The organism is Sorangium sp. So ce394, assembly GCF_051474665.1.
In the GTDB taxonomy this organism is placed as follows: Bacteria; Myxococcota_A; Polyangia; order Polyangiales; family Polyangiaceae; genus Sorangium; species Sorangium cellulosum_D.
The window spans coordinates 4697564-4723265 of record NZ_CP150339.1 but is presented as its reverse complement, the minus strand read 5'-3'; the positions used below and the strand labels follow the sequence as shown (position 1 = coordinate 4723265).

9 protein-coding genes are annotated in these 25702 nt (G+C 71.2%); 4 read left to right on the top strand and 5 right to left on the bottom strand.

Going from position 1 to position 25702, the window contains the following annotated elements; translation table 11 throughout:
• Positions 1-43 precede the first annotated feature (43 nt).
• From WMF33_RS17450 to WMF33_RS17440, 3 genes are all read left to right on the top strand, one after another.
• A complete protein-coding gene (locus WMF33_RS17450) occupies positions 44-823 on the top strand; it encodes a hypothetical protein (protein ID WP_437338188.1) in 780 nt (259 codons plus the stop codon).
• A 118-nt stretch (positions 824-941) separates the two neighbouring features.
• The gene (locus WMF33_RS17445) at positions 942-2219 is read left to right on the top strand and encodes a hypothetical protein (RefSeq protein WP_437338187.1); all 1278 of its coding nucleotides are present in this window, start codon (positions 942-944) and stop codon (positions 2217-2219) included.
• A 229-nt stretch (positions 2220-2448) separates the two neighbouring features.
• A complete protein-coding gene (locus tag WMF33_RS17440) occupies positions 2449-3750 on the top strand; it encodes a hypothetical protein (RefSeq protein ID WP_437338186.1) in 1302 nt (433 codons plus the stop codon).
• A gap of 67 nt (positions 3751-3817) precedes the next feature.
• Here the strand turns inward: WMF33_RS17440 and WMF33_RS17435 are convergent, their stop codons facing one another.
• The 3 genes from WMF33_RS17435 to WMF33_RS17425 form a co-directional block, all read right to left on the bottom strand.
• Complete coding sequence (locus WMF33_RS17435; RefSeq protein ID WP_437338185.1) at positions 3818-5395, bottom strand: hypothetical protein; 1578 nt, start codon at positions 5393-5395, stop codon at positions 3818-3820.
• A gap of 186 nt (positions 5396-5581) precedes the next feature.
• Complete coding sequence (locus WMF33_RS17430; protein WP_437338184.1) at positions 5582-6490, bottom strand: hypothetical protein; 909 nt, start codon at positions 6488-6490, stop codon at positions 5582-5584.
• A complete protein-coding gene (locus WMF33_RS17425) occupies positions 6487-8025 on the bottom strand; it encodes a hypothetical protein (RefSeq protein ID WP_437338183.1) in 1539 nt (512 codons plus the stop codon). Before WMF33_RS17425 ends, WMF33_RS17430 begins: the two co-directional genes overlap by 4 nt.
• Positions 8026-8295: 270 nt before the next feature.
• Here WMF33_RS17425 and WMF33_RS17420 point away from each other — a divergent pair, with 270 nt between their 5' ends.
• Positions 8296-12186 (top strand): serine/threonine-protein kinase, encoded by a 3891-nt coding sequence (locus tag WMF33_RS17420; RefSeq protein ID WP_437338182.1) that lies wholly within the window; start codon positions 8296-8298, stop codon positions 12184-12186.
• A 156-nt stretch (positions 12187-12342) separates the two neighbouring features.
• On the opposite strand, the gene WMF33_RS17415 is transcribed toward WMF33_RS17420, so the two are convergent.
• Together WMF33_RS17415 and WMF33_RS17410 are read right to left on the bottom strand one after the other, a co-directional pair.
• Positions 12343-13902 carry a protein kinase domain-containing protein gene (locus WMF33_RS17415; protein WP_437338181.1) on the bottom strand — a complete coding sequence of 520 codons (1560 nt, stop codon included), beginning with the start codon at positions 13900-13902 and terminating at the stop codon, positions 12343-12345.
• 257 nt (positions 13903-14159) lie between these two features.
• Positions 14160-25685 carry a tetratricopeptide repeat protein gene (locus WMF33_RS17410; RefSeq protein WP_437338180.1) on the bottom strand — a complete coding sequence of 3842 codons (11526 nt, stop codon included), beginning with the start codon at positions 25683-25685 and terminating at the stop codon, positions 14160-14162.
• Positions 25686-25702: the final 17 nt, after the last annotated feature.

Sequence of the window (25702 nt, the reverse complement as noted above, 5' to 3'; positions counted from 1 at the left end):
GTCCCCCGCGTCGAAGGTTTTCGAGAATCGCATATCTCGTCGTGTGCAGCACTATTTCGACGCAGAAGGAATGCTGCACGACGCGGGACGCACGTGCTCGCGCGAAGCGCTCCGCCTTCTGCTGGAAAGCGAAGGCATCCCACCCCTCACCCCGGCGCTGGATTTCGAGGAAGCGTTCGGCGGAACCCTATCATCGCCAGACGAAACAGTGCTTTCGTTGGGTACTTTTCAAGCGCTCTTGCACCAGGAAGAGACAGGACGCTACTCGGTCGATGTTCACGCGCAGACACTCGAATCCGACCGGGGCTGGCCTCACGTTCGATGGCGAGGGGCTCCGCTCATCCCTGTCGGACACTGGCACGGCATCGGTGACCTTTACGTCGACGGGGCGGGGGTGCTGCACGGCTACCGGTGGAACGACGATGCGCTTCGCGCTGCGGCCGGAAGCGGACGCACCTTCTTAGAGTCTGTGGCGTTGTGGTGGGAAACCTTCGAAAAACCGATAGATTGCCCCCCGAGCTTCGAGGCGCGCGCACACGCCCAAGTCGCTGTCGGTATCGCGCGCGCTCTCTCTGTCCCCTGCGCCGAGGAAGCTTCTGACAGCGTCTGCACACGCTACCGGCGCGACGACATCTTCATCGAGGAGATCGCGACGTCCTATGCTGGCGGGCCGCTCACCACGGTCTGGGCAGACAAGAAGAGCTTGCTCGATGCGATGCGCATTGCGCGCGCGCTCGCACCCGAGTCACGCATCGAAGCGAGCCAAGACTATGGCGACGACGTGAGGACGCTGCTGCAGAACGCAGGGCTTCTGTCGCGGTGAAAGCGTAGCGTCGGTAATGTTCATCCCGTCCCACGAGCCAGCTCAACCGGCCGAACGCGCACGGCCCCATGAATCTTGGTACGTGGAGTACTGACGACGGCAACTTCGTGAGGCAGCGATGAGCTCCAGGAAGGCGTTTCACCGTGGTCTCGACACCATCAAGCCACCGGCCAGCCTCGCGATGCGGCTAGACCGCCGCGACGAGCACGTCGACCTGCGCATCGACGGCGCCCGCGTCGTGGAGCGTCCAGTCGGGAGGAGCCGCCGTGCGCCCTTCGAACGGAGCTTCCCCAGAGCACATATCGCCGAGATCGTCTTCGAGCACCGCCTTGCTCGGCTCCGCGCCGACGGTTTCGCTGCTGGCGTTCAGCCCATCACCAACGCGCGTTGCGAGGAGGACATGCTCACCGCGCCCCGCATCATCGGCGCGCAACTCGAACGGCGGGGCGACCCGACGGGCACCCTGATCGCCTTTCAGGCCGAGCGGCTGCTTCACGATGGGGACGATGCGCGCGCCATGGAACACGAGCTCCTCGACTCGCTGAAGTCGATGACCTTCGGCCCGGTCTCCGACTTCGGCGAGCCCTTCGCGTGCATCGATGGCGGTCACGGCGGCCTCCTCGCGTGGGCCCACGACGACGACGCGGCCACCATCGAGGACGCGCTCCGGCCAGAGCTCGCGCTCATCGGCCGCGACACGCTCGGCTTCTCGCCGGACGATCCGGACGTCTCGCTCGGCGTCGTCGGACTGCATCGGCTGCGCCGACTCCTGGCGAGCGCCGCCGGACGCTCGCTCGGATCCCTCCGCCTCATGATCTCTGGCGTCCTCGGGCCGTTCCTCGATCTGCTCAACGCGCACGGCTGCGCATCGGTGGTCACGTCGCTCGTGATCCGTGGGTCCAGTCCGCCGGTCGGCGCGGCGCTCCCTGGCCTACGCGGGCTGGGCGCGCCAGAGCGCATCCTCGCGACGCTCCTCGCCCAGCCCGCGCCGACGCTCCGCTACCTGACCATATTTCGCGGCGACGATGACGTACGAGGAGCCCTGGCACCGCTCGACCCAGAAAAGCTCCCGTCGCTCGAGCACCTCGCGCTCTGGTACCGCCCGACGCGCCCCGAAGGGCTCCGTGCGCTCGCAGCGCATCCTCTCGTCCGGCGACTTCGGTCGCTCGAGATCTGGTCGGCAGACGACGCCAGGAGGTTCCCGTTCGAGGAGCTCCTCGCGCTGTGCCCATCTCTCTCTCACCTCGCCCGCATCCTCCTCGGAGGGCACCTGATGCCAGCGCGCGTTCAGGCGCAGCTCGCCGCGTGGCCCGCGGTCGAGCTCGTGAGCTACGATCGACGTGAGGTGCTGGCGCTCGACATCGCCGCGCTCGGCTGGACGCAGGCGCAACGGTGAGCTCCTCTGCGCAGGAACGCGCCTCACGTGCGACGATCCGCTCGGCCGTTCCATGAGCTCCACCGGGTTGCTGCCCGCAGCGAACGCGTCGGTGCTCTGCTCGGGCCGCGGTGCCAAGAGCCGGCGCGCCCCCGACGCCGCGGTTGGTGATACCGGTGGACGCCGCGGTCAGTAGAACCGATACCCGAGGCCCACCGGCGAGGCGATCACGAACCCGTCGAGCCCCTTCATGAAAGTCGAACGACTGAACGGCGGAGCATTCGAGCTCGGCCTATTCCAGCCGGATACTGCACGGCACGCCAAGCTTCGCATTCTCGGCAACGAGTTCGAGCAGACCACAGGGGACACAGGCTCGCAGGAGACGACGCGCCGGACGTACGCAAGCGCGATCGTCGCCGTAACGGCCTTCGAGCATCGCCTGGCAGAGCTCATGGCTGCGGGGTTTCGTTACGCTCCGCCGCCCCCTTCACCCCACGAGGACATCGAGGCGCTGATCGATGACGAGCCCGACGAGCCCGCAGGCTACCTGCTCCTGGCGGAGTCGCTCCGGGCCTCCGCGGACGCCCGCGCGGAGCTCATCGAAGTAGCCGCGGCGCGCCTCGAAGCGGACTCGCCGGAGCTGAGCGAGCGCGAGGAGAAGCTGCTCCTCGCACACGGCAACCGGCTGTTCGGCGCGCTCGATGATGTGCAGCGTGCTCTACCGGGCACGTTCACGTACGAGTGCTTCCTCAGCTTCGTCCGCGAAGCCTGCGTGGCGGACGCCGATGCGGTCGCGCTGGCCGATGTCTTCGAACCGCCGCTGCTTCAGGTCGATCCGCGCGAGCTCGGCTTCGATCCCCGCGTGGAGCGGCCGGCCCCGCACACCTATGCGGTCCACGCGCTCCGCCGCTTGCTGCACCACCCGGCCGGGCGCTTCCTCCGGCGCTTACGGATGGAGATCCGCGAGGAGCTCGAGCCCATCGTGCCCCTCCTCGTGGAACACGGTCGCGTCGACCGCGTCTCGCACCTGACGGTGACCTCACGACGAGGACGCGCGCTGGGCGCGTGCTTTCCGGATCTGCTCGCCCTGGCCTGCTACACCCGGGCGCTCGATCGCTGGCTCGCAGCGCCGCTGCCCGGGCTTCTACATCTCACGTTGCGCTGGGAGCCGACGGCGCTCTCGTCTGTGATCGCCGCGCTCGACTCGACCCGCCTTCCGTCGCTCCAGCACCTCGCCTTGTGGGACACGCCGCTCGACGCGAAGTCGACGGGGTTGGTGCTCGATCATCCCGTCATCGCGCAGCTCACCAGCCTCGATCTATGGTCGCAGATCGCGCCTCAGCGCGGCATGTACGAGGCGTTGCTCGCCAGGCGCGGAAAGCTCCACCATCTGAAGCGCCTCGTCCTCGCGATCCATGGCGCTCCCGCCGAGCTCGTCGCACGGTTCGCTGACTGGCCGGCCGTGGTCTGGGCGGACCGGAGCCGCGCTGGCCTCGAGGAGGCGGATCGAGAGGCCATCGCTGGCTTCCCTCTCGGGGGATTCATTTTCTAGACCGATCGGCAGCTCGCGACGGGGACGCGGCGCATACCATGGCTCGCGAGCTCGTCGATCGCGCTACTCAGTAGAACCGATACCCGAGGCCCACCGGCGCGGCGATCACGAACCCGTCGAGCCCCTTCATGAACGTCGGCCAGGCGCTCAGGAGGAGCGCGCCCGACGTCCAGCTCGAGCTCGGCAGATCCGCCAGCACGAGCGACACCTCGACGCTGCCGCCGAACGCGAGCGTCTCGACGAGCGCGGTCTCGGGGAGGCTGCCCTCGCGCGCGTTCACGTCGACCTCGGTCCGGCCGTAGTTGCGGTCGACCAGCTCGGAGGGGATCTCCCCCTTCACGCCGGTGACCTTCGCGTCCTGCCCCACCGCGCCGACGAGCCCCGTCAGGCCGAGCCACAGGCGCCCGAAGCGCAGCGACGCAGACGGGCCGCCGACGACCAGGTAGCCGCCGCCGAACCGGTAGCCGCCGAGCGCCCGGACGCCGAGGTGCAGCCGCTCGGAGAGCGCGACCCCGACGAAGGCCTGGCCGCCAGCGAACGGCCCGATCGCCGGCTCGAAGCTGGCGTGGCAGACCTCGTCGTTGCAGGGCGCGATGAGCTCGCCCTCCGGCAGGATGTTGTAGCTGTACGAATACGTGCTCAGGTCGCCGAAGCTGCCGGAGTCGATCAGCCCGATCAGCGCGCCGCCCGCCGCGCCGACCTCGAGCACGAAGCTTCCGGCGTGTTTCGGCGAGGCGCCCGGGCTCGCCTCCGGCTCCTCGGCCGCGGCAGGCTCCTCGGCCTGCGCGTCCTCCTCCGGCGCCGCCGCGCCCTTCCCGGCCCCGGCCGCGCCCTTCCCGGCCCCAGCCGCGCCCTTCCCGGCCCCAGCCGCCCCCTTCCCGGCCCCAGCCGCCCCCTTCCCGGCCCCAGCCGCCCCCTTCCCCTCCCCGGCCGCGCCCTTGTCCGGCGCCGCGGTGGCCGCCGCCGTCTCCTTCGCGGGCGCCTCCTCCGCCGGCGCGGGCTCCGGCGCCGCCGAGCCGTCCTTCGCCAGCGCCGGAACCGCCACGGCCTTCCGCTCGCCCCGCTTGATCGAGACCGACGCCTCCCACTTCTTCCGGCCCGGCGCGCTCGCGCTCACCTTGTGCTCGCCGGGATCGATCGGCCGGGCCTGGCCCCAGCTCGCGCTGTCGACCGGCGCCCCGTCGAGCGTCACCTCGAGCCCCTCGACGGCGGCGGCCCGCGGCACGCTCACCGTGAGCCGCGGGAGCCGCAGCTCGAGCCTCGCTCCCCGCGCCTTCGCGTCGGCCTCGAGGCGCTTGTTGCCCTCCTTGCGGGCCGCGGCGCTGAGATCGATGTACTCGGACCAGGCGGTCGCGAGCTTCCCCTGCTTCTCGTGGCAGGTGGCCAGCGCGAGGAGCGTGGCCGACCTCGGGCTCAGCCGGTAGCTCTCCTCGATCTTGGGGCAGGCCTCCGCGAGCTTGCCCTTCTTCATGAGCGCCTTGCCCTCGTCGAGCAGCGCAGACGCCTGGGCGAACGCGACGCCCGGGCTCACCGCGAGCGAGAGCGCGAGCGCCGCGCCGGCGATGCGCGCCCACGGGCTCCGCGCGCGCCGGGCCGCCTCCCGAAGCAGGCCGACGCGGAGAGGGCGCCGGGGAAAAGAAAGCATGTCGTCGGAGTTCTCAGCGTCTTGCCGGTCCAAACGGTTCGTCGCTCCAGCGCGAGGCGCGTGAAAGGGGGCCGAAGCGTATCACGCCCCGTTTGAACCGATCAAAACCGCGCGGCACGCCGCACGTCGCCTGTCGCCCGTCGCTCACCGCGCGGCGCGCGGCGCGCGCCGCGCGCCGCACGCGGGTTACGCGGCCCCGGAGCGCTCGTCGAGCAGCTTGATCCCGGCGGCGACCTCGCTGGCGAACGACTCGGCGATCGCGCGCGCCCGACCGAACCGGGGCGGGACCTCCCTGGCGGCGCGGGCGAGCGTCGCGACGGCAAGGTCGTGCGGCTGGCGCAGGAGCACGCGGTACGCGAGGCTCCGGCCAGGCGGGGTCGCGACGACCGCGAGCGTCGAGGCGGACCACGCGAACGGCGGGCTCTTCCGGGTGGCGGTCGCGAGATCCGTGAGCGGCGTGCGCGTCATCCAGAGGGCGAGCGCGTCCGTGAAATCCGGCGGGGCGAGCCCGGGGATGCCGTGACCCATGTCGGCGAGGCCGACGCGCCGGGTCTCGACCTCGACGTTGCGCAGCTGCCGCCACCGGAGCAGCCGCGGGGGCGGGGGCTGGCCGCGGAAGCTCGCGCGGCCCGTCCACCAGGCGACCACCGCGTCCGTGCGAACGCTGTCGAGCACGCGCGCGAACGTGGCGTGGCGCGACAGCGCGGTCGCGACGTCCGCCGGCGCGGGCACGAGCTCGCAGAGGTCGCGCACGCTCGCGAGCAGGCGCGGATAGCGGCTGCGCGTCAGGACGCCGGCGAGCTCGTGGTTCGTGAGCTGGAGCAGGTCGTTCAGCGCGGCGAGGAGCGCCCAGTCGGCGGCGGTGAGCTCCGGGAGCGTGTCCACCGGCGCGACGAGCCGGGCGACGCGGACGCGGACCACATCGATGCGCGAGCCGAGGTCGCGATCGAGCGCCCCCGCGCCGTCGCCGAGGAGGAGCGCGAGCCGGACGCCGAACGGGCGCACCGGGTGGAGGGGGCCGCCGAGGACGAGCGGGGCGAGCACGTTCGCCTGGAGCTCGGAGAGGCGCTCGGCGATCGCGTCGGGCTCGGTCATTGGGGGGCCCGGCCGACGCCCGGCGGGAGCGCCCTCGGCTCGCCGCTCGCGTCGGGCGGGGCGAGGTCGCGCAGGGGCCGGATGCCGACGCCGCCGAGCACGACCTCGGGCAGCTCGGTCGCCAGCGCGGCCGTGAGGCCCGCCGACTGCGCGGCCAGCGGCGACCACTGCTGCGCCTCGAGGAGCGCCGTCTCCAGCGGGACGAACGCGTCCTCGGGCACGCCGATCGCCCGCCCGTCGCGCCCGATGAACAGCGCCTGCCCGGCCGGGGCGCCCATCGCGCGGAACAGCACGCCGGGCGCGACCGCGGGGACCGCGTCGTAGCCGGCGGGGATGTAGAGGCCCGGGTGGACCTCCCGGAAGAACTCGCCGACCGGGATCCCCTCGATGCCGGTCGGGTGGCGGAGGAACGCGCCCGCGGCCGTGAAGGCGATGCGGGCCCGGCGCAGCGTCTCGGGGCCGAGCGCGTAGGCGACGTGCCGGAGGAGCTGCATCTCCTCGGGCCGGATCCACGACGCCGTCACCGTCCTCCACGGCTCGGAGCTCGGGACCAGGCGGAGCGACAGCACGACCGACGGCGGGCGCCGGGCGTCGCCCTCCGGCGTCACCCGCGCCACCGCGGGCTCGCGGCTGAGCTCGACCCGGGCGAACGCCGAGACGTCCCCCATCGCCGGCAGCTTCGCGATCTCCAGCGCCTCGCGGCCCCTGCCCCGGAAGAGCACGAGGCCCGCCTCGCTGAACACGGGGCAAGCGCGGAGGTTGACCGGGTGCCGGAACCCGATCTCCACCGCGGCGCCGGGGGCGACCGGGACGAAGTACCCGAGGCCCGGCGTGCTCGTGAGCAGCGGGACCATCCGGTCGGGGATGGCCGGCACGCGGAAGAGGTAGCGGAGGACCGGGGCGTCGTCGAAGCTCGACTCCGGCGGCCACTCGCACAGGCCGACCTCGGCCTCGACGCTGCTCCGGGACAGGTAGCGGATGAGCGCCGGGCCGAGCCCCGACTCCGCGACGAGCCAGCGGGGCCCGGGCTCGCGCCCGGCGGCCGGATCGAGGTGCGGCTCGAGCCGGAGCAGCAGCGCGCGCACGTCGAGGCGCCGCTCGACCTCGTACGTCTGCGAGAAGGCGTTGTGGTAGAGCGAGAGCGCCGCGTCGCTGGGCAGGATCTGCGGGACGTCGTACCCGAACGGCGCGGCGGCGTCGCGGTACTGGACGAAGTGCCGGCTCGTCCCGGTGAAGCAGTAGCCGCCGGCCAGCCGGGCGATCTCGGCGACGCGGTCGAGCCGGTCGCTGCTCTCCGCCGCGAACAGGAGGGTGACCTCCCGGGCGCCCAGCTTCGATCGCACGACCTCGACGACGAGCGAGCGGAGGATGTCGCCGAGCGAGCCCTGCCGCGTGTAGAGCGCCAGGAAGGCGACGAGCCGATCGATCGACGGCAGGAGGACGAGCCCCTTGGCCCCGAGCGCGACGCCCTTGGCATCGAGCCCGAGGCCGGGCGTGCGCAGCCGGGTCTGGTGAACGGCGACGCGATCGAGCATCGAGGGACTCCCGACGTTAGCGCAGAGCCGCTGACCGTAAGAGGAGCTTTCAGATCCGTCAAGAGAGGCCCCCGCGCGCTCGATTCTTCTCGATTCTTCCTTCGGGGCGCGACCGCGACACTGGAACTACCCTGGACGACAGCGTAGTCTCCTTGGCGAATGCGCTCCGTCGGAACACCGCAGCCCCGCCCGGCTTGGCGCCATGAGATCGCCTCTCCGCCGCGCCGGAGCGCGCTCGGCGCCCATCCCAACGATCACGTCGGCTAGCGCATGAGCTCCGCGCGCATCGAGCCCGCAAGGCCGCTCATCGCCGGCCGATTCCACATCGAGCGCGAGGTCGGCCGCGGCGGGATCGGCACCGTGCACCGCGCGTACGACGTGCAGACCGAGCGGTACGTCGCGCTGAAGATCATCACCGCGCTCGGCGTCGACGCCGAGGGCCAGGCCCGCCTCTCCCGCGAGGGGCAAATCCTCTCGGAGCTCGATCACCCCGGGATCGTGCGGGTCGTGGCGTTCGGGACGCTCGATTCGACCACGACGGACGCGGAGGGGCGGCGCATCGAGGAGGGGACGACGTTCATCGCGATGGAGTGGCTCGACGGGGAGGACCTGGCGTCGCGCCAGCGGCGCTCCCCGCTGTCGCTGCGCGAGGGGCTGGAGGTCGGGCGCCAGGTGGCGAGCGCGCTCGCGGCCGCGCACGACGCGGGCGTCGTCCACCGCGACATCAAGCCGTCGAACATCCTCCTCCTGCGCGGGCCGCCGGACGCCGGCGTCCGGGTCAAGCTCGTCGACTTCGGGGTGGCGGCGTCGAAGGAGGTCGTGCTCACGACCGACGCGGGCAGCCCCGTCGGCACGCCGGCGTACATCTCGCCGGAGCAGGCGCGCGGCGACGCGACGGTGGACGCGCGCAGCGACCTCTACTCGCTCGGCGCGACGCTGTTCGAGCTGGTCGCCGGCCGGCCGCCGCACATGGGGCCGACCTCGATCGCGACCCTCGTGCGCCTCGCGACCACGCCCGCGCCGCGGCTGTCGGAGTTCCTGCTCGACGTGGTCCCGGCGCTCGACGAGCTGATCCACGCGCTCCTGCTCGCCGACCGGGGCCTGCGGCCGAGCTCGGCGCGCGAGGTCGCGGACAGGCTCGCGGCGCTCGTCGCCGAGCCGCACCTGCCCACCCCTTCCCCGCTGCGCGTGAGCGACAACCCGCCGGGCGTGATGGGCACGCGGCTCGTGACCACGATCGTGGCGCTGCACGTGGCCACCGGCGAGGAGCGGCACCGCGAGCTCGAGGCGCTGCGGCGCCGCGGGGCCGACGCGCTGCCGCTCGGCGCCGACTCGATCGTAGCCCACCTCGGCGTGCGGCAGGCCCACGGCGACGAGGCGTCGCGGGCGCTCGAGCTCGGGCTCGGGCTCGGCGACCGCGGGGGCCGCGTCGGCGTCGCCTCCGGCCGCATGCGCGTCGACCGGACGCGATCGGCCGGCGAGGTCGTCGACCGCGCGGTCGCGCTCGCGCGCGAGGCGGGCCTCGGCCGCGTCCTCGCGGACGCGACCACGGTGGAGCTGTCCCGCGGGCGCTTCCTGGGCGAGCCGCTGGAGAGCGGCGCCGTGCGGGTGCTCTCGCGCGCGCCGAAGCGGCCCGACGCGCAGACGCCCTTCGTCGGGCGGGACGCCGAGCTCATCACCACGGTCGCGGCGTTCGACCGCTGCGTGGAGGACCGGACGCCGGTCGTGGTGAGCATCTCGGGCCCGCCGGGCATCGGCAAGAGCCGGCTCGCGCGCGAGTTCGTCGCCCGCATCGCCGACCGGCAGGATCCGCCGCGGCTCGTCCAGCTGCGCTGCGAGTCGTTCGGCCGGGCGCAGGCGCTCGGCGTGGCCACCGACGCGCTGCGCGTCCTCACGGGCCTGCCGAAGGGCGCGTCGCTGGAGCAGGCCGACGAGGCGGTGCGCGCGCGGCGGCTGCTCCACGGCGACGGCGGGCTCCTCGCGCGCCTCCTCGCGAACCAGCCGTTCCCCGACGGCGTCGACCTGCGCGGCGCGCGCGACGCGCTGTACCTCTCGATGACCGACATCGCGGTCGGCGCCGCCTCCATCGAGCCGTGCGCGCTGCTCGTCGAGGACGCGCAGTGGGCCGACCCGGAGAGCGTCGCGTGGCTCGATCACCTCCTCGGGCGGGCGACGGGCAGGGCGCTCTTCATCATGCTCATGGTGCGCCCGGCGTTCTGGCGCGACCAGGGCCAGCGCTTCACCGGCCGCGACCACGTCCGCGTCGAGCTGCGCCCCATCGCGCGCCGGGCCACGCGCGAGATCGCGCGGGCCGTCTTCAGCGCGGCCGCGGCCGCGCGGCCGTTCGACGACGCGACGCTCGACCGCGTGGCGCAGCAGGCGGCCGGCTCGCCCCTCTTCGCCGAGGAGCTCGCGCGCGTCATCGCCTCCGGCAAGGACGCGGCCACGGCGCCGACCATCGAGGCGGCCATCCAGGTGAGCCTCGACGCGCTCGACGAGCCCACGCGCGAGGCGGTGGTGCGCATGAGCGTCTTCGGCCTGTCCGTGTGGGACGTGGGCCTCGCCGAGGTCGGCGTGGCCGAGCCGGAGACCGCGCTGAAGAAGCTCATCGCCGCGGAGCTGCTCGTCGAGCAGCCCGCGTCGCGCTTCCCGGCCGCGCGCGAGTTCCTGTTCAAGCACGCGCTCGTCCGCGACGTCGCGTACGCCTCGGTCGGCGAGGAGCTCCGGAAGAAGCTGCACGCGGCGGCGGCGCGCTGGCTCGACCGGCTGGGCGAGGACAGCGCCACGGTGGCGCAGCACTTCGACCTCGGCGGCGAGCACGAGGAGGCCGCGATCCGCTGGGAGGCCGCCGCGCGGCGCGCCCTCGCGACGAACTCGCTCCGCGACGCGGTCACGATGGCCGATCGCGCGCTCGTGTTCTCGCCCGACAAGCCGACGGCCTTCGCGCGCGCCGTCCTCCTGGAGGAGGCGTACTCGCGGCTCGACGCGCGCTCGCCCGAGCGCGACTCGGCGATCCGGGCGATGTGGGAGAACGTCTACGACGAGGCGAGCGAGCTGCGCACGCTCACCGCGCGCGCCCGCTACGATCACGCGTGCGGCTCCGGGATGGACCTGGAGGGGCGCCTGACGGCGCTGCGCGACCGCGCCCGGACGATCGATCTCGTCGAGGAGGAGGCGCAGTGCTCGGCCACGCTGGCGCAGGTCCACGCGTTCGCCGGGCAGCTCGCGATGGCGGAGCAGGAGGCCGCGCACCTGCTCGATCTCGCGGCGCGGCGGGGCCTGGTCTGGGCGGCGGTCGACGCGTGGCAGACGCGCGCGGTCGCGCACCAGACGCGCGGCGAGCCCGCCGCGGCGCTGGAGGCGCGCCGGAACGCGGCGCGGGCGGCGCGCCGCGCCGGGCTGCAGGAGCGCGAGGCGATGCTGACGATGAACGTCGGCTTCGCGCTCACGACCATCGGCGCGCGGGGCGAGGCGCTCCAGGAGATCGAGGCGGGCATCGCCCGGGCGCAGGCGATCGGCAGCTCCGGGGCGGCGCGGCACGGGCAGATGATCCTGCTCTGCTGGGCGGCGACGTTCGGCCCCGAGCCGCGGCTCGACGCCGCGCTCGCCGAGCCGCGCGCGAGCGCGGACGAGGCCGCGGGGAGCATGTGGGTCGTGCGCGACCGGGTGACGCTCGGCATCCTGTTCTACCGGGGCTGCGAGCTCCTGCGCGTCGAGTCGTCGGGCCTCGCGCGGGCGCGCTCGCTGCTGAAGAAGGCCACGGAGGCCTACCGCGTCACGGAGAACCGCGACGTCCTCCCCGTGGCGCTCGGGTTCTGCGCCGAGGCGGAGCGCCGCTTCGGCAACGCCGAGCAGGCCCGCGAGATCGCGCGGGAGGCGGCGGCGCTCGTCGAGGCGGGCGCGCCGAGCCTGCTCAACGAGGCGCCGATCTACCTCGCGCTGCACGACGCTTGCGTGGACATGGGCGACCTCGTGGGCGCGCGGGAGGCGATGGAGCGCGCGATGCCGCCGCTCCTGCGCCGGCTGAAGGGCCTGGAGGGGACGCCCTACGCGAGCTCGTTCCTGCTCAACCTGCCGCAGAACTCGGCGCTGCTCGCGGCCGCCGAGGCCTACGGCTGCGTGCCGCCGTCGCTCGAGGCGATGATGAGCAGCAGGCCGTAGTCCCGCTCGCAGCGCGCTTCCGGCGCGGCCGCGGGCCGAGAGGGGCCGCCGCGCCGCCCTCCGGGGCCGCCGCGCCGCCCTCCGGGGCCACCGCGCCGCCCTCCGGACCGCCGCGCGCCCGCCCGGGCGGCTACGGCGAGGCCGGAGCCCTGCCCGTCACTTCCGGGGCGCGGAGCCGCCGCCCTGCTTGGTGGGCGTCGTCTGCACCGGGCGCAGGTTGATGGTCAGCACCTCGTCGCGCGTGAACACCACGAAGCGCGCCTCCGGGGTGTACCCATCGGCCGTGACCCGGATGCGGTGTCCGGTGCCATCCCGGCTGAACCGCGCGAAGAACGGGTTGCTGGGGAGCTCCACGTCGTCGAGGTAGATCTTCGCGTCCATCGGCGTGGCGATGATCCGGAGCTCGATGAGGTTGGCGACGGGCGGCGCCGGCGCGGGCGGGATCACCATGGGCGTGGTCGGGTCGACCGGAGGGGCCACCGGCTCCTGGTCGTCCTTCATCGGGAACTGCGAGACGACCGCCCACGTGCCGCCGATCAAGAGCAGGGAGAGCAGCGCGACCCCCGCGCCCCAGAAGAGCGCCTTGCGCCCCGTCGGCTTGGTGTTGGCGACCATGATCGTGGGGATCGTCTGGCGGTTCGAGATGCTGTCCTCGCGCGAGCTGTCGTCGCCCAGCATCGGATCCGCGACCGGCGCGGCGGCGAACTGCTGCGCCATCTGCGACACCGGCATGCGCTGGGACCACGGCACCGCGCCGCGCTCCTCGAGCACCGGGAGGATCTCGAACTCCTCCGCGCCCTCGCCCGAGGCCGCATGGAGCCGCCCGAGCTGGTCGCTGATGGCGGACCGCACCTCGGCCCGTCGGTTCGCGAACGTCTCGCCGATGAGGCGGCCGATCTCGGCCGACGACGGGCGCCGGCCCATCGTCGCGAGGTAGGCCTCGACGTCCTCGCGCATCTGCGCCGCCGTCGCGTAGCGCTCTTCGGGCGCCATCGCGAGGGCGCGCGAGCAGATCCGATCGAGCGCCTCGGGCGCCGCGGGCCACCGCTCGCGCAGCTGCGGGATCTCGCCGAACGTGAGCCGCTGGAGGATCTGCACGTCGGAGAGATCCCCCCAGAAGCGCTCGCCCACGACGAGCTCCCAGAAGATCAGGCCCATCGAGAAGACGTCCGCGCGGCGGTCGACCGTCGTCGCGAGGGCCTGCTCCGGCGCCATGTACCGGATCTTCCCCTTGACGACGCCCGTGCTCGTGTCCGCGTCGCGCGTCGCCCACTTCGCGATGCCGAAGTCGACGACCTTCGCCTGCCCGTCGTAGGTGACGAAGATGTTGTGCGGGCTGATGTCGCGGTGGACCACCTGGAGCGGCTGCCCGTTGAAGTCCATGAGGTCGTGCGCGTAGTGCAGCCCGGCGAGCGCGTCCGAGAGGATCGCCAGGTACACCGCGCGGTGACGCGAGGGATCGATCTTCCTGCAGATCCGATCGAGCGAGTGCCCCTCCAGGTACTCCATCACGATGTAGTACTGGTCGTCGATCTGGCCGCACTCGTACGTCTGCACGACGTTCGGGTGGTTCAGCCGCGCGGCGAGCCTCGCTTCGTCGAGGAACATCGCGTTGACTTCGGGCTCGGTGGCGATCCCCGGCTTGAGCCGCTTGATCACGACCAGCTTCTCGAAGCCGAGCGGGCCGCGATGCGCAGCGAGGAAGACCTCGGCCATCCCACCCTGCCCCAGCTTTGCGATCAGCCTGTATCTCCCGAAGCCTCTCGCGGACTGCACGGGGAGCCGGACGATCATCGATGATGAGGTCACAGCACCCGATCGTTCGTAAGGATTGCTGACTCGTCAAGCAGACTCATGGATATGTGCCTCCCGACGGCATAGAGCGATCCGAGGCCGGGAGCGAGCCGCCCCCGGCCTCGGATGCTCTGATTCCGATGTAGATTCAGCTATTTAGGGTTCACCGACGCGCGCGCTCACCCCTCGCCGATGGCGATGCCGAGCCCCTGACGCAGCGCAAAATACTGATCGCTTGTCGAGAAGACGATCAGCTCCTTGAGCTTGTCCTGGGGCGGGAGATCCCCGGGCTGCTGCGGCTCGGCGGCGATGATCTTCTTCGCGATCTCGAGATCGCCCGAGAGGAGCAGGCCGGTGCGCGCCGCGGTGATGTCGACGCACTGGACCCACCGCTTGATGTTCGCCTTCGCGCCCTCCGCGAGGAACTTCTTGACCACCATGCGGAGCCCCTCGAGCTGCATCGGCTGCATGAAGCCGCGGAGCGTCTGCGCGGTGGCCATGATCTGCTTCTCGATGTCCTGCGGCACCGGCGTGTCGGGCGCGACCAGCTTGATCCCGGCGAACAGGAGCACCGTCAGCTCGGTGACCGTCGGGAACAGCGTCTTGATGTAGTGCTCGCCGCGGTACATCGCGAGGTGCTTGCCGACGATGAACGTGAGCTCCTGCGGCGAGAACCCGGTGAGGACGGTCTGCCCCGCGACGGACGCCGGCTGCTCGTTCGCCACCGCGACGAGCGCGCCGGGGACGTCGCTGCGCACGTAGAGCCGCGGCGCCGGGAGGCCGAGGACGTTGGCCGCCCACCCGAAGGTCCGGGCGAACGTCACCGTCGAGGTCGCCGGATCCTGCAGGAACCGCGGATCGAGGACCGGGAGCTCCTTCCTCTGCTTCAGCGTCTCGATCTTCGCCCTGAGCGCGGCGCCCGCGATCATCTCGAAGATCTTGCCGACGTAGAGGTTCTCCTCCTCGTGGAACAGGTTCCTGATCCACTGCTCGTTGTCGAGCCGGCTCTTCGCCGGGATCAGGCCCTGCGGGCGGTAGTCCTCGAAGTACTGCTGCTCGTCCGGATCGGCCTTGCGGAGGAACGCGAGCGCCGCCGCGACGCACCAGGCCTGGTCGTAGCGCTTGCCGTCGACGTACAGGCGGTAGAGCCGCTTGTACGGGTCGATCTTCATCGGATCGATCTTGACCATCGCCTGGAACTCGTTGGTCGCCAGATCGAACTGCTCCGACTGCTCGTAGAGCTCCGCCAGGATCAGGTGCTCCGTCGCGTCCTCGGGCTTGAGCCGCGAGGCCATGCGGAACGTCTCGACCGCGGCCGTCCGGTCGCCGAGCCGGTCGCGGTAGATGAGCCCGAGCGCGTGCCAGAGGTTGTACTCGAGGTCCGTGTTCCCCTTGCCGGCGACCCGGTGCAGCATCTTGCGGTACGCCCGCTCGAGCTGCTTCCACTCCTTCTGCGCCGTGAGGATCTTGTTGATGCGCTCGAAGGCCTCGAGGGAGTGCGGGTTCAGGTCCAGCGTCTCGTTGAACAGCTCCACCGCGCGCGCCGGGTCCTCCAGCTTGTCGCGGTAGATCTGCGCCATCGTGTAGAGGTAGCGGCTCTTGCGATCCGGCTGCGGCTCGAGGTCCGCGATCCGCTGGAGGCAGTCCACCATCCGCTCCCACTGCCCCGTGCGCTGGTAGAGCTGGAGCAGCTTGTGGAGCAGGACGTGGTTCTGCGGCTCGAGATCGAGCGCCTCCTCCAGGGCCTCGACGCCCTTCGGGATGTTGTTCTCCTTCTCGACCCAGATGTCGCCGATCTCGTTCAACATCCTGAACCGCTCGGCGCCGTCCATGATGTTGTCGAGGATCAGCCGCTTGTAGTGGCAGACCTGCTTGTAGTCCTTGAGCGCGTCGTAGACGGCGACCATCGCCTCGAGCGTCGGCCGGTGCGACGGATCGGCCCCGAGCGCCTTCTCGAAGTTGTTGACCGCCTGCTTCGACTGCCCCTGCGCCTGCTTGATGCAGCCGAGCTTGTAGTAGACGGTGGCGCGCTCCTCGGTCTCGGCCTCGTCGAGGCTGGTGAGCACCTTCTGGTAGTTCGTCAGCGCGCTCGCCCAGTCGTTCAGCTTGAAGCTGACGTCGGCGAGGCCCCGGATCGTCTCCTGGTCGGTGAGATCGAGGTTGTGCGCCGCCGTGTACGCCTTGAGCGACGCCTCGTCCTTGCCGAGCCGCTCGAGGACCTTGCCGAACGTCCGCTGCAGCCGGTGCTGCTCTGAACGGTCGCGCTTGCCGCTCTTCCTGACGAGCATCTCCGCGAGCGGCTCGGCCTGGGCCCACCGCTCCGTGGAGACGTACTCGTTGAGGAGCGGCATCGCGGCGTCCTCGTTGTCGGGGTCGCTCTGGAGCGCCATCTCGTACGCCTGCACGGCGAGCGTGTGCTCGCCGAGCATGTCGTCGCGGAGCTTGCCGAGCTCGACGAGCAGCCGCGCCTTGGCGCGGGGCGCGTCGGTGTTCATCTGCTCCTGCTCGAGGTAGCGCGCCGCGCGATCCCAGTCGGCCGCGTCGATCGCGATCACCCGCAGCGCCGCCAACGTCGGCACGTGGGTGGGGTCGAGATCGAGCGCCATCTCGAAGCGCTCCTGGGCCAGCCCGCGCTCGCCGAGCTTCTCGTCGAGCTGCCGGCCGATCCGGTAGTACATGTCGACGCGCTGCTTGCCGTCCACGGTCAGGTCCGCGACGCGCGTCATGTACTCGATGGCCTTGGACGAGTTGTCCTGCTTCTCGTAGAGCTTCGCCAGCGCCTCCAGGGACGGGACGTGCGTGTCCTGGATGTCGACGATGTTCAGGTAAGCGTCGATCGCGCGGTCGAGGTCCTCGATCTCCTCGGCGTAGACCTTCGCCGTATGGGACCAGAGCTCGATCTTCTTCTGGCGATCCTCGGCGGCGTTGATGTGGCGGTCGTACGTGTTGATGAGGTCGTGCCACTGCCGCAGCCGGCGGTAGCAGCGCTCCAGGGCCTCGAGCGCGGGCTCGTGCGACGGGTCGATCTCGACCACCTGCTCGAGCCGCGCGGCCGAGAGATCGGGCTTCAGGAACTGCTCCTCCTGGAGGTTCGCGATCTTCATCAGCACGTCGATGCGCTCGCGCTCCGTGGTGACCACGTCGAGCTGCATCTCGAGGACGCGCACGAGATCCGGCCACTGGTGGGTGGTCGTGTACACGCGCTCGAGCCCCCGCATCGCGAGCAGGTTCGACGCGTCGATGTCCAGCACCTCGCGGTAGACCGCGCCGGCCTTCTCGATGAGGCCGAGCTTGGTCTCGTAGAGGCCGGCGGTGCGCAGCTTCACGCTCGCGACGACGTCGGGCTCGCTGACGGCCTTCGCCTTGCGGAGCAGGACGTCGACGAGGTCGTTCGACTGGTCGCGATCCGTGTAGATGCGCTCCAGCGCCTCGAGGGCCGGGAGGTGCAGCGGATCGACGTCGAGGGCGCGCCGGTAGAAGCTGAGCCCCTGCTCGACCTCGCCCATGTGCTTCTCGAGCACCTCGCCGAGCTCGGTCAGGATCTCCTTCCGGTCGACGTCGATCACCGCGACGTTGAGGGCGTTCGTCAGCATCTCGCCCTGCCGCTGCCACTGGCCGGTCTTCTTGAAGAAGTTCGCCATCTGGCGCAGCACCGCCACGTTGTTCGGGTCGTACGCGTAGATCTGCTGGTAGTACGGCTGCGCGTACTCGGGGTGACCGAGGTCCTCCGAGTACCACTTGGCCAGGCGCAGGCAGAGCGTGATCTTCTGGACCGGGGCCGTCTCCTGCTGGAGCCACCCGTTCACCGTCTGCACGAGCTCGGGCCAGCGGTTCGTCGCCTGCGCCATGCGCTCGAGGTACCGGACCGTCTCCATGTCGGAGTAGTCCATCTCGAACGCCGTGAGCAGCGCGTCGAAGGCCTGGGGCCTGTCCTCGAGCTGCTCCTCGAAGACGCGGGCCACCTTGCGGAGGATGTCGGTCTTCTCGTGCACCTCCTCGCGCGACTCGAGCCGCGCGAGGTAGAGCTCGATGAGCGGCTCGCTGCGCCGGGCCGCGTCGTGGAGCTCCTCGAGCGCCGCGAAGGCCTGGTCGTGCGTCGGGTCGAGCTCCAGGACCTTCTCGTACGCGAGCGTGCCGCGGTCCTTCTCCTCGACCTGGTGCTCCCAGATTTGCGCCACCTCGAGGTACTCGCGCACCTTGTCGGCCGGCGACTCGTAGGCCGCCGCCCGGCCCATCTTCACGTCGATGACCTCGACCCAGCGCCCCTCGGCGCGGAGCAGGTTCTCCAGGGCGGCCATCGCCTCGAAGTCCTTCGGGTCGACCTCGAGCAGCTTCCGCCAGGCGTCGATCGCGTCGTAGGCCTGCCCGAGGACGTGCTGGTAGGTCGTCCCGAGCTCGCGGTAGAGCGCGATCACGTTTTCGGCCGGCAGCACGTCGCGCGCCCGATCCACCGTCTGGTGGAGCGCGCTCACGATCTGCTCGGGCTCGTTGCGGAGCCGCCAGATCGCCGCGATGGCGTAGAGCGCCTCGAGGTTCGCGTAGTCGATGTCGAGCACGCGCTGGTAGTCGTCGAGCGCCGAGTCGTCGCGGCCGAGCTGCTCGTGGAACAGCTTGGCGCGGCGGAGCAGCACCGCGACGCGCGACTCGTCGTCGGTCGCGATGTCGTAGTGGCGCTCGAGGACGTCACAGAGCTCGGCCCACTGCCCGACCCGCTCGTACAGGTTGGACAGCGCCCCGAGCGCCTCCGGATCCTCGCCGCGGAGGTCGAGGACGCGCTTCCACGTCTCGACCGCGCCCTGGACGTCGTTCAGCCGATCGGCGAGCAGGTGCGCCATCTTGGCGCGGATATCCGCCTCCTGGCTGTCGCCCATCGCGTTCTCGAGCTCCCGCTCCAGCACGACCTTGAGCTGGGTCCAGGCGCCCTTGGTCGTGTAGATGCGCTCGAGGGCGCTGATCGCCTGCTCGTTCGTCGTCTCGAGCTCGTCGAAGATGCGCCGGAAGGCGCGGATGGCGTCGTCGAGCTGCCCGAGCCGCTCCTCGTACGTCTGGCCGAGCCGGAGGTACAGGTCGACGAGCTCCGGGCGATCCTCGGTCGCGCGCACCCGCTGCTCGAGCACGCTCGCGAGCTCCGGGTACTGCTCGAGCTGCGAGTAGATCCGGTCGAGGTTCGAGAGCGCCTCGGCCTCGAGCGGCTCGATGCCGAGCACGTACCGGTACGTCTCCTCCGCCTTGGCGACGTCGCTGAGGTCGGTCTCGAAGACGCGCGCGAGCCGCTTGCCGATGCTGGTCTGCACGTCCTTGTCGGCGTGGATGCCCAGCACGTCGGCGTACGCGTTCGCGAGCAGCTCCCAGCCGCCGTCGACCGAGCCGGCGAGCCGCTCGACCTCCTCGAGCGTCTTCTCGTCGCGCGGGTACTCCTTCAGCGCCCGGATGAAGACGGCGAGGGCCCCGTCCGGCGAGATGAGGCGCTCCTCCTGGAGCTCGCCGAGCCGGTAGTACATCGACAGCCGATCCGGCTCCTGGGTGAGGTGGGTGAGCTCCGCCTCGAGCACCCCGCCGAGCTTCTCCCACTCCGCCGCCGCCTGGTAGAGCGGCTCCAGGATCGCGCCGATCTCGATCTGCTTGATCCCAGCCGCGAAGAGCCCCTCGAGGGCCTCGAGCGTGGGCGAGTGCTCGGGGGCTGCGGTGAGCACCTCGCGGTACGCCGCGATGGCCGCCGGCAGGTCGTTGAGCCGCGTCTGGTACACCACGCCGAGCCGGTACTTGAACTCGAGGATCTCGTCCGGCGACTGCGCGATCTCCGACTCGCGCGAGAGGATCGTGACGAGGTCGCTCCACCGCTCGGTCGCCGTGAACAGGCGGTCGAGCGAGGCGATCGCCGTCTGGTTCTCCGGCTCGACCTCGAGCACGCGCCGGTAGCGCGCGACGGCGCTGTCGATGTCGTCGAGCTGCGTCTCGAAGATCTGCGCGAGCCGCAGCCCGAGCTCGACGAAGCGCCCCGGCTCCTCGCCGAGCCGGCCGAGCTCCGTGTCGTAGAGCGCGGCGACCTGCGGCCAGCGGTTCACCATCATCGCGAGCCGCTCGAGGTTCGAGAGCGACTCCTCGTTGCCGATGTCGAACGTCACCGCCCGCGCGTACGTCTCGAAGGCGGTCACGTGGTCGCTCAGCATCTCCTCCGAGAGGCGCGCGATGCGGTGGAGCAGGTCGACCTTCTCGTACGGGTCCTCGGCCACCTTGACCCGGACCTCGAGCACGCTGATCAGCTTCTGCCACTCGCCGGACGCGTCGTAGATCGGCTCGAGGACCAGGGCGGCGCCGAGCGGATCGCGGGTGCCGTCCTTGATCTGCTCGAGCGCGCGGAGCGTCGGCTCGTGGTCGGGCATCTGCTGGAGCAGATCGCGGTAGAGCTCGATGGCCCTCGACACGTCGTCGAGGTGCTTCTCGTAGAGCTCCGCGATCCGGTACTGGTAGCTGATGCCCTCGGCCGGATCCGCGGTGATCTCCGCCTCGTGCTGGAGCACGCTGAGCAGCTCGAGCCAGTTCTGCGAGGTCTGGTAGAGGACGTCGAGCCGCCCGAGCGCCTGCAGGTCGTCCGGATCGATCTCGAGCACCCGCTGGTACGTGTCGATCGCGCTCGCGACGTTGCCGAGCTCGCGCTCGTACACCGCGCCGATCTGGTAGTAGATGCGCTTCTTCTCGTTCGAATCGAGGACGAGATCGGCCTTCTTCGCGTAGACCGAGAGCAGCTCCTGCCAGCGCGAGAGGCTGAGGTAGAGCTTGGTCAGCGCGTCGATCGCCCGGAGATCCTCGGCGTCGAGCTCGAGCACCTTGCCGTAGACCGCGATGGCCTGGTCGTGCCGCTCGAGCACCTCCTCCTCGATGCTCGCAGCCTGGAACAGGGCGAGCTTCTTCTCGTTCAGGTCGTCGAGGATCTCCGCCTTCTGCTGGAGGATCTGCGACAGCTCGTTGTACCGCTCCGACGTCCGGAACAGCCGCTCGAGCGACTCGGCCGCGTGCAGATTGCGCTGATCGATCTCGAGCACGCGCCGGTAGTGCCCGACGGCGCTGTCCATGTCGCCGAGGTCGCCCTCGTAGATGCGCGCGCTCATCGTGTAGAGCGTGCTCGCGAGCTCCGCGTCGGTCTGCTGCGCCGCCAGCGTCTCGAACACGCGCGCCAGGTCGGCGAAGCGACCTGTCGCGCGCGCCAGCCGATCGAGCCCCTCCTGCGTCGACTCCGAGGCCGGATCCTGGCTCAGCGCCCGCGCGTAGGTGTCGAACGCCGAGTTGAGGTCGCTACCGGCGTCCTCGTAGAGCACGGCGATCTGGTGGAGCAGCTCGACGCGGCGGGTCACGTCGTCGCTGCGGCGCACCTGCACCTCGTGCACCCCGATGAGCTTCTGGTAGTCGCCCGACTGGCGGTACAGCGGCTCGAGGATCTCCGCGATCGCCACCTCGTGCTCGGGGAGCTTCCCGAGGCGCTCGAGGGCCGCGAGCGCCTCGACGTTGGTCGGCTCGCGCTCGAGCACCTGCCGGTAGATGTCGATCGCCGACTCGACGAGCCGCATCCGCGACTCCCGCAGCGCGGCGAGCCGGAGCATCAGCCGGATCTGCGCCTCCTCCTCGGCCGCGATGCTGAGCTGCGCCTCGAGGTTGTCGGCCAGCTCCTCCCACATGCCCTGGCGGCTGAAGAGCCCGTCGAGCGCCGTCAGCGCCACCAGGCTCGTGTCGTCGGTGGAGAGGACCTCGCGGTAGGCGGCGATCGCCTCCTCCGGCTGGCCGAGCCGCTGCTCGTAGACCTCGGCCATCTGCGCGTAGAGGCTCTCGCGCTCGGCGGGCTCGTGCACGAGCTCGATGCGGCGCCGGTAGACGCCGATGAGATCGCCCCAGCGCTCGGTGCGCCGGTAGAGCGCGTCCATCGCCTCCAGCGCCTCGGAGTCGGAGGGATCGATCGAGAGCACGCGGAGGTAGCCGTTCGCCGCGTCCTCGACCTTGCCGAGCCGCTCGTGGATGCTCGCGAGCCGCATCCAGTACTCGCGGCTCAGCCGGGCGTCGCTCAGCGAGTCGGCGATCTCGCTGAAGATGACGTCGAGCCGGTCCCAGGCGCCCGCCTGCGCGGCGAGCGACTCGAGCTCGGCCCGCGTCTCGGCGTGCGACGGATCGTCCTTGAGCGCCCGCGACTGCGCGTCGAACGCGCGGTTCAGGTCGCTCAGGCTGTCGGCCGCCGTCCGCGCCACCTTCCGGAGCAGCGAGACGCGCGTCGCCGTGTCGCCCTCGGCCGCGGCGAGGATCTCGAGCGCCTGGATCAGCTTCTCCCAGTCGCCGCGCCCCTCGTAGATCTCCTGCAGGATGGCCGCCGCCTCGGCGCGCAGCGACTCGTTCGAGAGCAGCGCCTCGAGCGCGAGGCGCGCCGCGTCGTTGCCCGGATCGAGGATCAGGATTTCCTTGTAGTTCTCGAGCGCTCCCGCCGCATCGTTCAGGTGCTTCTCGAGGGTGCTCCCGAGCCGGAACTTGAGGTCGATGAGCGCCTGCTCGTCGAGCGGGGAGTCGATCCGCTTGCGGAGCACGTCGACGTAGGACTCCCAGTCCTGCTGCTCGCGGTAGAGCTTGTCGAGGGCCGCGAGCGCCTGCGGGTCCGTCGGCTCGTCGTCGAGCACCTGGCGGTGCGTCGCGATCGCCCGCACCGGGTCGCGCAGCTCGCCCTCGTACAGCTCGGCGATCGCGTAGAGGATCTGCTTGCGCTCCTCGGGCTCGGTGATGATGCCGAGCTTCTTCTCGTAGATGCCGAGCAGCTCGCCGAAGCGGCCCGTCTCACGGTAGAGCCGCTCCAGCGCGCTGATCGCGGCCTCGTTCTCGCCGTCCGCCTCGTACACGGCGCGGAACTGCGAGAGCGCCTCGTCGATGCGCTTCACCTCGTCGAGCAGCACGCGCCCGAGCCGGAGCCGGAGATCGACCCCGAGCGCGATGTCCCCCTCGCCCTCGGCGCGGGAGATCGCCGTCGAGTAGGCGTCGATGAGGGCGTCCCACCCCTCGGTGGAGCGCGCCGCCCGCTCGACGTCCTCGATGCACTGCTCGTCCTGCGGGGCGATCTGGAAGGCCGAGAGGTAGCGCTCGAACGCCTTCTGCGGCTCCTTGAGCCGCGTCTCGTAGAGCGCCGCGACCTGCCGGTAGAGGTCGAGCCGGGACGCGTCGTCCTGGTCGTGCGAGAGCTTCACCTCGATCGCGCCGGCGAGCCCCTTCGGGTTGTTCGCCTGCGTGTAGATCGGGATCAGCGCCTCGGCCGCGGCGAGGTGCGCGCCGTCGATCGAGAGCACCTTCTCGTAGGCGCGCGCCGCGCGATCCGCCTTCTGCTTCTGGTTCATCCAGAGCTCGGCGATCTTGACCAGCAGGCTGATCTTGGCCGCGTCGTCGGTCTCCTTCGCCTCCTGCGACTCGAGGACGCGGATGAACTCGTCCCACTTGCCGCTCTCGGCGTAGAACACCTCGAGATCGTCCCAGCGCTGGAGCTGGAGGTACGCCTTCTTGAGCGCCTCCTGCGCCTTGCGGTCCTGGGGGTTCAGCGCGATCACCTCTTGCCAGGCCTTGACCGCCGCCTCGTCGTCCTTGAGGCGCTCGCCGTAGAGCTGCGCGAGCTTGCTGAGGAGCGCGAGCTTCTGGGTGCTGTCGAAGGTCGTGTCGACCTGCTTCTGCAGCACCCGCGCGAACGCCTGGTAGTCCTTGTTCTTCTCGTAGAGGCCCGCCAGCGCGTTCAGCGCCTCCGGGTTCTCCGGATCGTTCGCGAGGACCTCGTCCCAGAGCTCGATGCAGAAGTCGACCTTCTTCACCCGCTCGGACGCGAGCTTCGCGATCTCGAGGTACTTCGCGGCGCGCTCGCCGCCCTCCGGCAGCGCGGCGGCCTCGCGGCGGAGCAGCCCGATGAGCTTCTCCCAGTCGCGCCGCTTCTCGTAGCTCTGGCGGAGGAAGTCGATCGCCTGCGGGTGCTCGCCGTCGATCGCGAGGATCGCCTCGTAGCACTTCACCGCTTCGGCCGCGTTCGAGAACTTGCCCGAGTAGAGCTCCGCCGCCTTCGCGTAGTTCTCGATCTTCTCGGCGGGATCGGAGACCGCCTCGGCGATCTCGATCAGCGTCTTGACGTACTCGTTGTACCGCTTGGCCTGCTCCTGCTTCTGGGCCTTCGCCTTGAGCTCCTCGACGCGGCCCGCGACCTCGGCGGCCGGGGGCGGCGGCGCGGTCGGCCGCCGGCCGATCTCCGAATCGGCGGGCCGGCTCTCGGCGGGGGCGCGCGGCGGCGGCGCCGGCTCGATGTCGGCGACCGAGGACCTCGCGTTGACCTCGTCGGCCGGGGCGTCCGCGGGGGCGCTCGCCCTGCCGCTCACGGGCGCCGGCGCGCTGACCGGGGCCGGCGTGCTGATCGGCGCGCGCACGCTCACGGGCGCCGGCGCGCTGACGGGCGCCTGCGCGCTGACGGGCGCCGGCGCGCTCGTGGGGAGCGGCGTGGCGTCTGCGGCCGCGACGGGCGCGGGCGCGGCCGGCGCGACGGCGACCGGCGCGGGCGCCGCGACGGGCGCGGGCGCGGGCGCGGCGGCGGACGGCGCGGCGGCCGTGAGGCGCTCGCCGATCTGCGCTTCGAACGCGCTGACGCTCGGGTGCGTCGGCGCGACCGCCGACAGCCGCTCGAACCAGCTCCTCGCCCGGATGAGATTGCCGAGCTGCCGCCAGGCGATGCCGCCCGCCTGCGCGATCATGAACGGCGAAGTGCCGTTCTGGTTCGCGGCGCTCTCCGCCAGCGCGGCGACGCGCTCCCAGTTGCCTTCCTTCGTCCCCCAGAGCTCGCGCAGGTAGGCGAACGCCGCCTCGTTCGAGGGGTCGTACCGGAGCGATTCCTCGAGGAGCTTCGAGCCGATCTCGACGTTCTGGTGCCGCGTGGCCCAGCGGACGCCGAACTTGAACGCCGCCTCGCCGCGCGCCACGCCGGTGCGCGACTCGAGGATGCGACGCTGCGTCTCGACGATCGCCTGCGGCCGCTCCTCCTCGGCGAGCAGCCCCTCGAACATCGCCGCGGCCTGCTTGTCGGAAGGCGCCGTCTCGTACGCGCGCCGGAGCAGGCCCTCGAGCTGATCGCGATCGAAGCGCTTGGCGAGGCGCGCCGCGCGCAGCAGCAGCCGCTTGCGCTCGCTCGTGGTCGCGGCGGCGTCGGCCGCCTCGACCAGCTCCGCCATGTGCGCCGCCCACGACGACTGATCGACCTGCATGTCGCCGAGGCAGGCCCGCGCCTCCTCGCTCGTCCCGCCCGAGGCGGCGAGCGCGCGCGCGTACGTCGCCGTTGCGCGCTCGAAATCGCCCGCGTCGCAGAGCACGTCGCCGAGCTCCACGAGGAGCTCGGCGGCCGCCGTCCCCTCCGGCGAGTTCCTCAGCTCAAGCTCCAGGAGCTTCTGGACCATGTTGGTCTTGCCGAGGTCCCAGTAGATGGAACGAGCCGACTCCAGCGCCTCGAGCAGCGCTGGATTCAGCTTGTACGCGTCCTGGAAGTGCTTCAGCGCCTTGACGGCCTGAAGGAACTTCTCCTCGAGCAGCCGCCCGAGCTTCAGGTGATATGCCGCCTTCCGGGTCGCGTCCCCTTCGGCCGCAATCCCCTTCTCGAGCTCCTCGACGAGCCCTTGCCAGTCATGAACCGACTCGAGATGATTGAGACGCTGCGCAAGATCCATTGATTATCGACCCTCGG